Below are 14,519 nucleotides of genomic sequence, written 5' to 3'. Positions count from 1 at the left end.
AATCGCTTAGACGTTTTGCGCCAGTTCGATGGATTGCCCCTTCTTCAGGGTCACAATCGCCTTTTTCCAATTGGGACGGCGGCCCGCAAAACGACCGAGTCGCTTCACCTTACCGCGCACGTTCATCGTCTGGACGCCGACGACGCTCACTTCATACTTCTTCTCAACGGCACGCTTGATCTCGACCTTGTTGGCGGCCGGATCCACGACGAATGCATACTGATTATGCGCATCCTGCGCCGCGGCGACCTTCTCGGTCAAGAGCGGCTTGCGCAACACACTCCGCTTATGCAGCATGAGTCAGTCCTTTCACGAAGCCCGCAACTGCACTCTTCTGAATCAGAATCGTCGAGCAGTTGAGCAGATCGCGCGTCGAAGCCGCTTCGGCCTTAGTCGCGCCCGCTCCGGGCAGATTGCGCACGCTGCGCGAAATCGAGTCGTTGAAGTCCGGCGTCAGGAACAGAATTTTCTGATCACCCAGCGCCATATTGGCGACCATCTTAGCCATGTCGCGAGTCTTGGGTGTCTCGATATTGAAATCTTCGACGACGCGCAAACGGTCTTCGCGGACTTTGAGAATCACCGCGCTGCGACGGGCCAGCACTTTCACCTTCTGCGGCACGCCGACCGAATACTTGTGCGGCATCGGTCCGAAGATCGTACCACCGCCCGGATGCAACGGCGAACGGCTGGTACCCTGACGGGCGACACCGCGGCCTTTTTGCTTGAACGGCTTCTTACCGCCACCGCGCACGAACATGCGGTTCTTGGTCTTGTGGGTACCTTGACGAGCGGCGGCCTCTTCGGCGCGTACAGCCAGCCAAATGGCGTGCTCGTTCGGCTCCTGTGCCACCAGCGTATCCGGCAACTCGATCGTGTCCGTAGACAGCGATCCGTCGCGCTTATAAATTTTCAGATTCATCGCGCCTGCTTCCCCACGATCACGATACCATGGTTGGGTCCGGGAATCGCGCCGCAGACCATGATGAGGTTAGCGTCGGCATCCACGCGGATCACTTTCAGATTTTTGACGGTCACGCGATCCGCGCCCATACGGCCCGGCATACGCAGACCCGGCAGGGTGCGGCCCGGGAAGGTGTTCGAACCGATCGAACCGCCATGGCGGAAGAACTCGTGGGTACCGTGGGTCATGGTCTGGCGGTTGAAGTTGTGACGCTTGATCACGCCGGCGAAGCCTTGTCCTTTGGACGTAGCAGTCACCTGCACCTTTTCGCCAGTGACGAACAGATCGCACAAGAGCGAATCGCCAACCTTCTTGCCTTCGACGACCATGTCGCGGAATTCGCGTTCCACGCGCGGCGCCGTAATGCCGAGACTCTTGTAGTGTCCCTTTTGCGGTTTGGTCACGAGCTTATCGCGCTTTTGACCAAATCCGAGGCACATGGCCGCGTAGCCGTTCTTATCAACGGTGCGGATATTCGTAATTTGATTGGGGCCGAGTTCGATTACGGTCACCGGAATTACGGCGCCCTTCTCATCGAAGACTCTCGTCATGCCCACTTTTTTGCCTATCAGCCCGGTCATGTCTTGATCTCAATGTCCACACCCGCCGGCAACTCGATGCGAATGAGCGCATCAATGGTACGCGGCGAGGAATTATGAATGTCAATCAGACGCTTATGAATACGCGTCTCGAACTGTTCACGTGATTTTTTGTCCGAATGCGGTGAGCGGTTCACCGTATAGACACTGCGGCGCGTCGGCAACGGGATCGGACCGGAAATGACCGCGCCCGTCTGCTTAGCCGTCTGGATGATCTTCTCCGTTGACTTATCGATCAGATTATGATCGTAGCTTTTCAAACGGATCCGAATGGAGGATTGTTGTGCCATACCTGAGGTGGGAATTGGGTGCGGATCGGCGGGGGACTACTTCTTTTCGAGGATCTTCTCAGAGATGGACTTCGGCACTTCCTGGAAGTGGTCGAATTGCATCGAGAAGATGGCTCGACCCTGCGTCAACGAACGCAGGCTCGTCGCATAGCCGAACATCTCAGACAGCGGAACCATTGCATTAACCACCTGCCCGTCCGCTCGGGGGTGCATATCCTGAATACGGCCGCGGCGCGAATTAATATCGCCTACCACGCCGCCGAGATACGAATCCGGGGTGACGGCTTCGACCTTCATGATGGGTTCCATCAGCGCGGGATTGGCCTTCTGCACGGCCTCTTTCAGCGCCATTGAACCGCAAATCTTGAACGCCATTTCGTTCGAGTCCACTTCGTGGTACGAACCGTCAACCAACTCAACTTTCACGTCCATGATCGGGAATCCGGCGAGCGGTCCGTTGTTCATGGCCTCTTCCATACCTTTGTGCACCGCCGGGACATATTCCTTGGGAATCGTGCCACCGACGATCTTATTCTCAAAAGTCAAACCAGTTCCGGGCTGGGCAGGCTCGATGTTAATGACAACATGCGCGTACTGGCCGCGGCCACCCGACTGCTTGACAAACTTGTGATTGACCGTGGCCGCCTTGCGGATGCACTCTTTATAGGACACCTGCGGCGCGCCGACGACAGCTTCGACCTTGAACTCGCGCATCAGCCGATCCACGATGATTTCAAGATGCAGCTCGCCCATACCGGCGATGACCGTTTGGCCCGTCTCTTCATTGAACTTCACATGGAAGGTCGGATCTTCCTCAGCCAGGCGGCCCAGCGATTCCGAAATGCGGTCCTGATCGGCGCGAGTCTTGGGCTCGATGGCGATCTCGATCACAGGCGTCGGGAACTCCATCTTCTCAAGCAGAATCGGCGACTTCGGGTCGCACAGCGTATCACCGGTGCGAACATCCTTAAGGCCGACGACGGCGCAGATGTCACCGGCTTCCACCGCGGACATTTCTTCGCGCTTATCAGCGAACATCCGCACGATACGCGAAATGCGGTCGCGTTTATCGCGCGACGAGTTGTAGACAGCGGAACCAGCATCGAGCTTGCCCGAATAGACGCGGCAGAAAGTCAGACGGCCCACATAGGGGTCGGTCATGATCTTGAACGCCAGCGCGGCGAACGGCTCGGTTGAGTTCGGTTCGCGCGTGATTTCTTCTTCGGTGGTCGGGTTGATACCGACGGTTACGTCTTTGTCCAGCGGCGACGGCAGCAGTTCGACGATTGCGTCGAGCAGGCGCTGCACGCCCTTATTCTTGAACGACGCGCCGCAGAGGACGGGGAAGCACTTCAGGGCGATGGTTGCCTTGCGCAGCGCGGCCATGATCTCTTCGGGCAGCAACGGCTCGCCGGCGAGGAACTTCTCAAGCAGATGGTCGTCAAATTCGGCCACCGACTCGAGCAGTTTTTCGCGCCAGTGGTTAGCCACGTCGAACATGTCCTTGGGCACGTCATATTCTTCAAAGTGCATGCCGTGCGAATCTTCGACCCACACGATGGACTTGAAGGAAATCAAGTCAATAATGCCTTGGAACATATCCGATGCGCCCATCGGAATCGTAATCGGGACGGGGTTGGCGTGAAGCTGGGTGCGAATCATCTCAACGGCGCGGAAGAAATCGGCGCCCGAGCGATCCATCTTGTTCACGAAGCAGATGCGCGGAACTTTATAGCGGTTGGCTTGGCGCCAAACCGTTTCGGACTGCGGTTCGACGCCGCCGACGGCGCAGAACAGCGCGACGGCTCCGTCGAGGACGCGCAGGCTGCGTTCGACTTCAACGGTGAAGTCCACGTGTCCCGGCGTATCAATGATATTGATCCGGTGTTCGCGCCAGTCACAGGTAGTGGCGGCGGAAGTAATCGTGATGCCGCGCTCTTTTTCCTGCTCCATCCAGTCCATCGTGGCGCCGCCTTCATGGACTTCGCCCATGCGGTGCAGTCGGCCCGTATAGAATAGAATGCGCTCCGTCGTCGTGGTCTTGCCCGCGTCAATATGGGCCATAATGCCGATATTGCGCGTCCGGGCGAGAAACTCGGCGGCGGGATTCGCTTTAGACGTGGTGGAGGGTGTGGAAGCGTTCGTGCTCAAAATTGGTTCACCGGGTACAGTTCAAATTCATAGAGTGCTGCGTCTACCATCTAAAATGGGCGAAGGCCTTGTTGGCTTCGGCCATTTTGTGCGTATCGTCACGTTTCTTAACCGAGTTGCCTTCGCCTTTAGCGGCGGCGATCATTTCGCCGGCCAGCTTTTCGGCCATCGTCTTTTCGCCGCGTGAGGTGGCGTAGCCGATAATCCAGCGGATCGCCAGTGCTTGGCGGCGCGAGGGATTGACTTCGACGGGCACCTGGTAGGTGGCACCGCCGACGCGGCGGCTCTTGACTTCAACGACCGGCGCCACGTTTTTCATCGCTTTGTTAAAGACGTCCAGGGGATCGGACTTGGCTTTAGCTTCGATGATATCGAACGCGCCATAGAACATGCGTTCGGCGGTCGAGCGCTTGCCGCGCTTGAGCAGGCCGTTGATGAATTGCGCTACCTGCAACGAACCGAATTTCGGGTCGGCGGGGATTTCGCGTTTGAATATGCGTTTACGACGAGGCATGGGAACTCAGGTTGAGACTACTTCTTCTTGCCGCCCTTGGTCTGTACGGCCTGCTTCTTCTTGGTGCCGTATTTAGACCGTCCTTGCTTACGACCGTCAACACCGGCCGTATCCAGAATACCGCGGATGATGTGATAGCGAACGCCCGGCAGGTCTTTGACGCGGCCGCCGCGAATCATGACCAACGAGTGCTCTTGCAGATTGTGGCCTTCGCCCGGGATATAGGCCGTGACCACCACGCCGTTGGTCAGCTTGACGCGGGCCACCTTGCGGAGGGCCGAGTTGGGCTTTTTCGGGGTCGTGGTATAGACGCGCGTGCAGACGCCGCGGCGCTGCGGGCAGTTCATCAGGGCGGGAGCGGAGGACTTAAACTGGACCGCTTCCCGGCCGGACCGGATGAGTTGTTGTATCGTTGGCAAGGGAGTAAAAAAATTGGGGCGTAGATTAGCTAATCTAATCAACCGCCATTGTAATGTCAAGTACCGGGAAAACAGCCCCCGGGCGGCTTTTACACCGCCCGGGGTCTAATGTACGTCAAAAGACCAAGAAAAACAAACGGTTGGGATTATTCCTGCGGAACGACAGGGTTTGCGCCCTGCGGATCTTCAGCGCCCAAGTCCTCCTGTGCGCCTCCCGCCCGGCGTTCGAGGCTCTGCATAAGCTCCGACATTTCAATCCGGAAATCGCGGGCCAGCTCCTCATCCTCTTCCACCGGTCGGACGACCTCGAGCTTAGTATACTTGGTCAAACCCGTTCCCGCCGGAATCAGATGGCCGAGAATCACGTTCTCCTTCAGACCTGACAGCATGTCAGTCTTATTGGCAATAGCCGCATCGGTCAACACACTGGTCGTCTGCTGGAAGCTCGCTGCAGAAATGAAACTGTCCGTAGACAAGCTGGCCTGCGTGATGCCCAAGAGAACCGGAGAATATGTCGCCGGACGCGCACCGCGCGACTTGGCCGGCGTCCCGCTGTCCGCCTTGATCTGGCGGTTCGTGCGGTTGAATTCGTTCTTCTCGAGAATCTGACCCACTCGCAGAGCAGAATCACCAATCTCTTCCACAACGATCTTCGTGACAAGCTGCTCGTTTTCACGCGTGAACTTGATTCGGTCCACGTGATCGCCTTCGAGATAGCGCGTATCACCCGGATCGTCAATGCGCACTTTCTGCAGCATCTGCCGCACGATCACTTCAATGTGCTTGTCGTTGATCGAAACGCCCTGCGAACGATAGACCTCCTGAATTTCCTTGGCCAGATATTCCTGCACGCGGTTCGGGCCTTGGATTGCCAGAATGTCCTGCGGCGCGACGGACCCTTCCGTGATCTTTTCACCCGCCGACACGCGGTCGTGGTCGTGGACGAGAATGTGCTTACCGTAGGGGATCGCATAGTTCTTGACCATGGAACCGTCTTCCGACGTCACAGTCACAATACGCACGCCGCGCTTCATACCGCCGAAGCGGACAACGCCGTCAATCTCGGTCACAATCGCCGGATCCTTCGGGCGCCGGGCTTCAAACAGCTCGGTCACACGCGGCAGACCACCGGTAATGTCGCGGATCGCCTGGGATTTACGCGGCATCTTAGCGAGCGGGTCGCCGACCTTCACGCTCTGGCCGTCTTCCACGAGCAAGTGCGCGCCGATGGGGAGCACATGGTTGGCCAGACGATTGCCGTCCGGATCCACGATGAGAATATGCGGATTCATCTTGCGATCACGGGCTTCCGTGATCACCTTGTGCTTCATGCCCGTCGCTTCGTCCACGTCTTCGTGGAACGTCTGGTCCTGCTTGATGTCAATGAAGTGAATCTTACCGGACTTGGACGCGAGGATCGAATCGGCATAGGGGTCCCACTCAAACAGGAGATGTCCCGACGCGACGATTTCACCTTCTTCGACATAGACGTAAGCACCATACGGCAGCTTGTAGCGAGCGACCTGACGGTTGTTCTCATCAAGCAGTTTAATGGTACCGGAACGACGAATCGAGATGCGCGTGCCGTCTTCGCGGACGATGAAGTCCACGTTTTCGAAGACAACTCGGCCTGACTTCTTAGCGATACGCTGCGATTCAGACACGTCGCGCGACGCTGCGCCGCCGATGTGGAACGTGCGGAGCGTCAACTGCGTGCCCGGCTCACCTACCGACTGGGCGGCCATGACGCCGACGGCTTCGCCCTGATCCACCATGCGGCCCGTGGCCAGGTTAATACCGTAACACCGTGCACAAACACCGCGCGGCGATTCGCAGGTCAACACCGATCGAATGCGCAGCTTGGTGACGCCGGCTTTGGCCAGATGATTCGCTTCGGCCTCACGCACGAGCGTGTTGGCGTCCAGAATTTTCTCGCCCGACACCGGATCGAACACATCGTCGGCCAGTACGCGGCCCATCACACGTTCATGGAGCTGCTCGGTGACCTCTTCACCCTCCTGCACCTCTTCAAGCGTGATCCCGCGCAGCGTGCCGCAGTCGAACTCACGGATGATCACGTCCTGCGCCACGTCCACCAGACGGCGGGTCAGGTAACCCGCGTCGGCGGTCTTGAGCGCCGTATCGGCCAGACCCTTGCGGGCACCGTGCGTGGAAATGAAGTACTCGAGCACGGTCAAACCTTCTTTGAAGTTTGCCGTGATCGGGCTTTCGATGATCTCACCCTTCTGTCCGGTCAGCGACTTCTGCGGCTTGGCCATCAGTCCGCGCATACCGGCGAGCTGGCGAATCTGCTCCTTCGAACCACGAGCTCCCGAATCCGCCATCATGAACACGGAATTGAATCCGTCTTTGGAATCGCGCAGCTTGGCAAACATCACTTCCGCGATGTCGGTCGAGGTGTGCGTCCAGATATCAATGATCTTGTTGTAGCGCTCACCGTCGGTGATGATACCGTCTTCGTACTGTGTCTGGACCTCATCCACCTTTTTGTAGGCGGCCTGAATCAGACGGTCCTTTTCGGGTGGAATCTCGATGTCATCGAGGCCGATAGAGATACCCGACGCGGTCGCGCTCTCGAAGCCGAGTTTCTTCAGGTTGTCAAGGAACACGGACGTATCGGCGATGCCGACCGTCTGCACACAATAGTGAATGATCTCTTCAATGCGCTTCTTCGAGAGCATTTCGTTGAAATAGCGCTTGGCGCGTACGCGCGGCGGCAGAATCTGATTGAAGATGACGCGTCCGATCGTCGTTTCAATCAGGCGGCCCTCCACACGGAGGAAGATCACGGTATGCGTTCCGATACGGCCGTCGTTGCGCGCCGAGACGACTTCGCCCGGGCTGACAAAGACTTTGCCTTGGAACGGCTCGCCGAGTCTGCGCTTGGTCAGGTAGTACAGTCCGAGCACCATGTCCTGATGGGGCACGGTAATCGGTCGTCCACTGGCCGGATGCAGAATGTTGTTGCTCGCGAGCATCAACAAGCGCGCTTCCACCTGAGCTTCGAACGAGAGCGGCACGTGCACGGCCATCTGGTCGCCGTCGAAGTCGGCGTTGAACGCCTGACAGACGAGCGGGTGCAGACGAATCGCCTTGCCTTCAATCAAGAGCGGCTGGAACGCCTGAATACCGAGTCGGTGCAGCGTCGGCGCGCGGTTCAAGAGCACCGGGTGATCCTGAATGATCTCTTCGAGAATCGCCCAGACTTCGTCCGTTTTGCGCTCGACCAACCGCTTGGCCGACTTCACCGTTTTTGCATATTCGTATTCAATCAGCTTGCGGATAATGAACGGTTTGAACAGCTCAACCGCCATTTCCTTGGGCAGACCGCACTCATGCAGTTTGAGTTCCGGACCGACGACGATGACGGAACGACCCGAATAGTCCACGCGCTTGCCGAGCAGATTCTGACGGAAGCGGCCCTGCTTGCCCTTGAGGTTGTCGGACAAGCTCTTGAGCGGACGGTTGCCGTCGGAGCGCACGGCGACGGACTTGCGGCCGTTGTCGAACAGCGAATCCACAGCTTCTTGCAGCATGCGCTTTTCATTGCGCAGAATCACCTCAGGTGCGCGAATTTCGATCAGGCGCTTGAGGCGGTTGTTGCGAATGATGACGCGGCGATACAGGTCATTCAAGTCAGACGTCGCGAAGCGGCCGCCTTCGAGCGGCACCAGCGGACGCAGATCGGGCGGCACGACCGGCACGACCGACATGACCATCCAATCGGGACGGTTCAATTTGCCATTCTCGGCGTGCTTGAACGACTCGATTACTCGCAGCTTCTTGATCGCGTCGGCCTTGCGCTGGGCGCTGGTTTCGACTTTGATCTGCGCGCGCAGTTCATCGGACAGGTTGTTAATTTCTTCAGTCGAAAGCAGATCCCGGATTGCGTCGCCGCCCATTTTGGCGATGAACCGTTCTTCCGGCGGCAGCGCTTCCTGCGGTCCGAGCTGCTGCATCACTTCGAGGTATTCGTTTTCGGACAGCAGGTCCTTGCGGCGCAAGTCCGCGCGGCCCGGCTGGATGACGCAATACGATTCGTAGTAGATAACCTGCTCGAGTTCGCGCGTGCTCATATTGAGCACGTAGCTGATCTTCGACGGCAGACTGCGGAAGTACCAGATGTGCACGACGGGCACCGCCAGCGCGATATGGCCCATGCGCTTGCGGCGGACGTCTTTCTTGGTGACCTCCACGCCGCAGCGGTCGCACACGATACCTTTGTAGCGGATGCCACGGTATTTACCGCAATGGCATTCCCAGTCCTTGACGGGACCGAAGATTTTCTCGCAGAACAGGCCGTCTTTTTCCGGCTTGTAGCTGCGATAGTTGATCGTTTCGGGCTTGGTGACTTCACCATGGGACCACGATAGAATCGTGTCGGGGGAAGCCAGACTTACGGAAATTTCGGAGTACCTGCGGGGTTCGTGCTCGGTTGCAGCAGCGAAATGCAGCATGCATGGCTCCTTATTTCGATGAAGGCCGCGTAACCGCGACCGGAAAACTACACACTAAAAGGGACGAACGACGAACGATCGAGGCGTAGCGCTGCGTTATTCGCGCAAGTCCACGTCAATACCCAGGCCACGCAACTCATTGACGAGCACGTGGAACGACTCGGGAATGCCGGGCGCGGGCAGGTTATCGCCCTTGACGATCGCTTCATAGGTCCGCGCGCGGCCGTTGACGTCGTCCGATTTGATGGTGAGGATCTCTTGCAGGATGTGCGACGCGCCGTAGGCTTCGAGCGCCCAGACTTCCATTTCACCGAAGCGCTGACCGCCGAATTGCGCCTTGCCGCCAAGCGGCTGCTGCGTAATTAAGCTGTACGGTCCAATCGAGCGCGCGTGAATCTTGTCATCCACCAAGTGCGAGAGTTTAAGTACATACATGAAGCCAACGGCGGTCTCTTCTTTGAAGCGGTCGCCGGTGCGTCCATCGAACAGATATGTCTTGCCGGTATTCGGCAGACCGGCGCGGTCGAGCCACTCCTCGACGTCGGCCGTTTTTGCGCCGTCAAACACCGGCGTCGCGAAATGCACACCCAAACGGTGCGCCGCCCAGCCGAGCGTCGTTTCGAACAGCTGGCCGATGTTCATACGGGACGGCACGGACAGCGGATTCAGAATGATGTCAACCGGCGTGCCGTCGGACAGGAACGGCATGTCTTCGACGGGCACGACCTTACCGACGACGCCCTTGTTACCGTGACGACCGGCCATCTTGTCACCGACCGACAGCTTGCGCTTTTGCGCGACATAAACGCGCACAAGCTGCACGATACCCGGGGGTAACTCATCGCCGACTTCAATGCGGTACTTTTCGTTCTTCAGTTCAGTCTCGTGCTCGAACAGGCGTTCGCGGTACTTATCGAACGACTGGGCGATCATCTCGTTGATGCCTTCGTTGTGCGTCCAATCGAAGCCCGACTCGATGCGTTCGATATTGACGTTCTGCAGAAGTGATTCGCTGAACGCTGCGCCTTCGGCAACGAGGATTTCGGTCTGATCGCGGTCGCGGATTTCGCGGGCCTTGTGGCCGCGCAGAACCGCGTAGAGCTCTTCAGCGAGCTGCTTGCGCAAACGCTGCCGTTCGCGGTCAAAACGCGCCTCGAGATCTTCGATCAGCTTTTTGTCTTCCTTGCGCGTCTTGGCGTCTTTTTTCTTGCGGCTGAACAGCTTCGTGTTGATGACGATGCCGTACATACCGGTGTGCGCCTTAAGGCTCGCGTCCTTGACGTCGCCGGCCTTGTCGCCGAAGATCGCCTTGAGCAGTTTGTCTTCCGGCGTCAGGTCGGTCTCGCCCTTCGGTGTTACCTTACCGACCAGAATGTCGCCCGGTCGCACGATTGCGCCGATGCGAATCACGCCGATCTCGTCGAGGTTCTTGACGGCCTCTTCGGACACGTTGGGAATTTCGCGGGTCAGCTCTTCCTCGCCGCGTTTCGTTTCGCGCACCTGCAGCTCGAGCTCTTCGATATTGATCGAGGTGTAGATGTCGTCGTAAACGATGCGTTCAGAGACGATGATCGAGTCTTCGAAGTTGTAACCGTGCCACGGCATGAAGGCCACCAGCGTATTGCGGCCGAGCGCCAATTCACCGCGGTCAGTCGCGCAGCCGTCAGCGAGCGTCGTGCCGGCTTTGACTTCTTCGCCTTCGTAAACCGATGGCTTCTGGTTGATGCAAGTGTCCTGGTTCGTGCGCACGAACTTCTTCAGCCGGTACGACACCGACTCGCCGTTCGCGACGATGTTTCCTTCTTCGTCGAGCGTCGGGTTCGGGCGGAAGATGATTCTGTCACTATCCACGTATTCGACGACGCCGTCACTCGGCGCGACGATCATGGTGCGCGAATCAATCGCCGCCTTGCGCTCCATGCCGGTACCCACGTACGGCGTTTCGGGACGCAGCAGCGGGACGGCCTGGCGCTGCATGTTCGAGCCCATCAACGCGCGGTTGGCGTCGTCGTGCTCGAGGAACGGAATCAAGGCCGCGGCGACTGAGACGATTTGCGACGGCGCCACGTCCATGTATTCGATGTTGTCCGGATGCGCGATCGGGAAGTCGGCTCGGTTACGGCACTTCACGCGTTCCGTCTGGAACTCACCCTTCGGGTTGATCGGCGTGTTGGCCTGCGCGATGGTCACGCGGTCTTCTTCGTCGGCGGACAGGAACTTGATGGACTTGGACACCTTGGCGTTTTTCACGACGCGGTACGGCGTTTCGACGAAGCCCATCTCGTTGATGCGCGCATAGGTGCACAGCGACGAGATCAAACCGATGTTCGGACCTTCCGGCGTTTCGATCGGGCACAGGCGGCCGTAGTGCGTGTAATGCACGTCGCGGACTTCGAAGCCGGCGCGTTCGCGGGTCAGACCGCCGGGGCCGAGCGCGGACAAGCGGCGCTTGTGCGTCAATTCGGTCAGCGGGTTCACCATGTCGAGGAACTGCGAAAGCTGATTGGTTCCGAAGAAGCTGTTGATCACGGACGTGATCGTACGCACGTTGATCAGGTCTTGCGGCGTCAGCGCGTTTGAGTCGCGCAGATTCATGCGTTCCTTGATCGTGCGCGCCATGCGGGAGAGCGCGACGCTGAACTGGTTGGCGAGCTGCTCACCTACCGTACGCACGCGGCGGTTGCCGAGGTGGTCAATGTCGTCCGGCGCGGCGCGGCCCACGCGCAGCTTGAGCACGTGCTTCATGATGGCGACAATGTCGTCCACGGTCAGTACGGCGCAATCCGGCGGCACGTTCAGTTCGAGTTTGTTGTTCAGGCGGTAGCGGCCCACGGCACCGAGGTCGTAACGCTTCTCATCGAACAGCAGTCGTTCGAGGAATTTGCGGGCGGTTTCGATGTCGGGAGCGTCACCACTGCGCAATTCGCGGTATATGACTTCCAGCGCGTGATCGCTCGATTGCGACTTGTCCTTATTGATCGTATTGATCAGGATGTCGTACGAGGTATCTTTCTTCTTGGGCTTAGCCAGGTCAACCATCTGCACGCCGGCTTCGATCAGCTTGGCGATCAATTCGTCGCTGAGTTCCGCGCCCGCGGTGGCGACGACTTCGCCCGTGGAAGCGTTCAGCGCGTCGCTCACGAGGCGGCGGCCAACTTCCTTGTTCAAATCTTTGCGGTTGGTCGGCAGCGTTTCCACGAATCCGAACAGATCGAGGATGTCGCGGTTATTCTGATAGCCCATGGCGCGCAGCAGCGTCGTCGCGGGGAACTTCTTGCGGCGGTCCACATAGACGTTCAGGACGTCATTGATGTCCGTGGAGATTTCGATCCAAGAACCGCGGAATGGAATGATGCGCGCCGAGTAGATCTTCTTGCCGTTGGGGTGCGTATCTTCGCCGAAGAACACACCCGGGCTGCGGTGCAGCTGCGACACGATGACGCGTTCAGCGCCGTTAATGATGAACGTGCCCGACGAGGTCATGAGCGGCAGGTTGCCGAGATAGACGTCGCTTTCGATGGTTGAATCGAAGGCGCCGGCTTCGCTGGTTTCGTCGCGTGATGACAGGCGCAGCTTGGCTTTCAGCGCCGCCTGATACGTGACGCCGCGCTCGCGGCACTCGTCTTCTTCGTACTTGGGCCGTTCGACCTGGTATTCGACGTATTCGAGAATGTGCGTTTCCCGATTGTCAATAATCGGGAAAATATTGCGGAACACCGCTTCGAGGCCGACGGCCCGTCTGCGATTGGGCGGCACATCGGCCTGCAAAAAGTCCCGGAAGCTCTTGAGCTGGACCTCGAGGAGGTCAGGCATCTCATGAACTTCGGGAATTTTCGAAAAGTTAATGCGCTGGATGGTTCGCTGCGTATCGCGCACGAAAGGCTCCCTTGGAATGACCGCGTGGATGCTCGTACCGGCCCGGGATGGTTACGCCGTTGCTCGCGTGCAACTGCGATGTTGCGCGGCGTTCGCGGGCGTCAAATACCGGGAAATTGGGGACAGATGGACGGGGCTTATTAAACGCAAATTGCCAAGTCTGACTTCCGGGTCACAAACGGACTCAGAAGGGACTCGGCAACCCGACTACTGTGTGTCGGGACAGCGCGGGGTTGCTAAAACCAGCAACCGCTTTACTTGATGTCGATTTTGGCGCCCTGCTCTTCGAGCTTGGCCTTGACCTTAGCCGCTTCGTCCTTCGAGACGGCTTCTTTCACGGTCTTGGGCGCGCCGTCCACGAGGTCTTTGGCTTCCTTCAGACCGAGGCCGGTCAATTCGCGCACGACCTTGATGACCTGAATCTTATTGGAGCCGGCTTCCAGGAGCACGACGTCAAACTCGGTCTTCTCTTCGACAGCGGCGGCCGGCGCGGCTCCACCCATCATGGGCATACCCATCATCATGGGGGCGGCGGCGGTTACGCCAAATTTTTCTTCGAGCGCCTTCTTGAGTTCCACCAACTCAAGCACGGTCATTTTTTCGATGGCTTCGATAATCTGCTGCACGGTTAGTCTCCGTTATGGTTTTGTTAAAATCTCAGAAAGGAAAAAGTGACTTGTTTCAACCCTGCTTCTTGGTGGCGATCTGGTCCACGACGGACACGAAATCGCGCAAGATGCCGTTGATAACATTGTAGAAGCCCTGCACCGGTCCGTAGATCGCGCCGACCAATCCCGACAGCGCCTGTTCGCGCGTCGGCAGGTCCTTGATGGCGGCCATTTCGGACGCAGGCAGCACCTTACCGTCAAAGATCAGACCCTTGATCTTGAGCTTGTCATGCGTGCTCATAAATTTATCAAGGATGCGGGCGGGCGTGGCTCCGTCTTCGTAGCCGATCGCGATGGCGGTCGGTCCGTTCAGGTGCGGCAGGATCTCAGCGAACCCCTTTTCTTCCAGCACACGGCGGGAGAAGGTGTTCTTGATGATCATGAAATCAACCTGATTTTTGAAGCACTCGCGGCGCAGCTCGGTCATGTGTTCGACCGACAACCCAAGGTTGTCAGTCAGGTAGATACCCGCAGCGCGACCGACGCGATCGCGGAAATCCGCGACCTTGGCGATCTTCTCGGGTCGTATCGTTCGGTTTTCGAGTTCAGCTAAAGACATC

General features: G+C 58.2%; 11 protein-coding genes. All 11 read right to left on the bottom strand.

The genetic code is table 11. The annotated features are described in order from the left end of the window. Positions 1–6: 6 nt before the first annotated feature. Positions 7–294, bottom strand: a complete 288-nt coding sequence (locus IPH10_02015) for a 50S ribosomal protein L23 (protein MBK6909700.1) — start codon at positions 292–294, stop codon at positions 7–9. Further along, positions 287–922, bottom strand: a complete 636-nt coding sequence (gene rplD, locus IPH10_02010; GenBank protein ID MBK6909699.1) for a 50S ribosomal protein L4 — start codon at positions 920–922, stop codon at positions 287–289. The genes IPH10_02015 and rplD overlap by 8 nt, the downstream gene beginning before the upstream one ends. After that, entirely contained in the window at positions 919–1,545 is a 627-nt protein-coding gene (rplC, locus tag IPH10_02005) for a 50S ribosomal protein L3 (protein MBK6909698.1), read from the bottom strand. Before rplC ends, rplD begins: the two co-directional genes overlap by 4 nt. Next, entirely contained in the window at positions 1,542–1,853 is a 312-nt protein-coding gene (rpsJ, locus tag IPH10_02000; GenBank protein MBK6909697.1) for a 30S ribosomal protein S10, read from the bottom strand. The genes rplC and rpsJ overlap by 4 nt, the downstream gene beginning before the upstream one ends. A gap of 36 nt (positions 1,854–1,889) precedes the next feature. Beyond that, a complete protein-coding gene (gene fusA, locus IPH10_01995; GenBank protein MBK6909696.1) occupies positions 1,890–3,917 on the bottom strand; it encodes an elongation factor G in 2,028 nt (675 codons plus the stop codon). A 130-nt stretch (positions 3,918–4,047) separates the two neighbouring features. Continuing rightward, the gene (gene rpsG / locus IPH10_01990; GenBank protein ID MBK6909695.1) at positions 4,048–4,518 is read right to left on the bottom strand and encodes a 30S ribosomal protein S7; all 471 of its coding nucleotides are present in this window, start codon (positions 4,516–4,518) and stop codon (positions 4,048–4,050) included. Between the two features lie 17 nt (positions 4,519–4,535). Then, positions 4,536–4,937, bottom strand: coding sequence for a 30S ribosomal protein S12 (locus IPH10_01985; GenBank protein MBK6909694.1), 402 nt, complete (start codon positions 4,935–4,937; stop codon positions 4,536–4,538). A gap of 146 nt (positions 4,938–5,083) precedes the next feature. Next, a complete protein-coding gene (rpoC, locus tag IPH10_01980) occupies positions 5,084–9,415 on the bottom strand; it encodes a DNA-directed RNA polymerase subunit beta' (GenBank protein MBK6909693.1) in 4,332 nt (1,443 codons plus the stop codon). 96 nt (positions 9,416–9,511) lie between these two features. Continuing rightward, positions 9,512–13,291 carry a DNA-directed RNA polymerase subunit beta gene (rpoB, locus tag IPH10_01975; protein MBK6909692.1) on the bottom strand — a complete coding sequence of 1,260 codons (3,780 nt, stop codon included), beginning with the start codon at positions 13,289–13,291 and terminating at the stop codon, positions 9,512–9,514. 254 nt (positions 13,292–13,545) lie between these two features. Continuing rightward, complete coding sequence (rplL, locus tag IPH10_01970; GenBank protein MBK6909691.1) at positions 13,546–13,887, bottom strand: 50S ribosomal protein L7/L12; 342 nt, start codon at positions 13,885–13,887, stop codon at positions 13,546–13,548. A gap of 85 nt (positions 13,888–13,972) precedes the next feature. Continuing rightward, on the bottom strand, positions 13,973–14,518 hold the full coding sequence (locus tag IPH10_01965) for a 50S ribosomal protein L10 (protein ID MBK6909690.1): 546 nt from the start codon (positions 14,516–14,518) through the stop codon (positions 13,973–13,975). Position 14,519 lies beyond the last annotated feature (1 nt).

It is taken from the genome of bacterium (genome assembly GCA_016702305.1).
In the GTDB taxonomy this organism is placed as follows: domain Bacteria; phylum Electryoneota; class RPQS01; order RPQS01; family RPQS01; genus JABWCQ01.
This window is presented reverse-complemented; position numbering and strand designations above follow the sequence as displayed.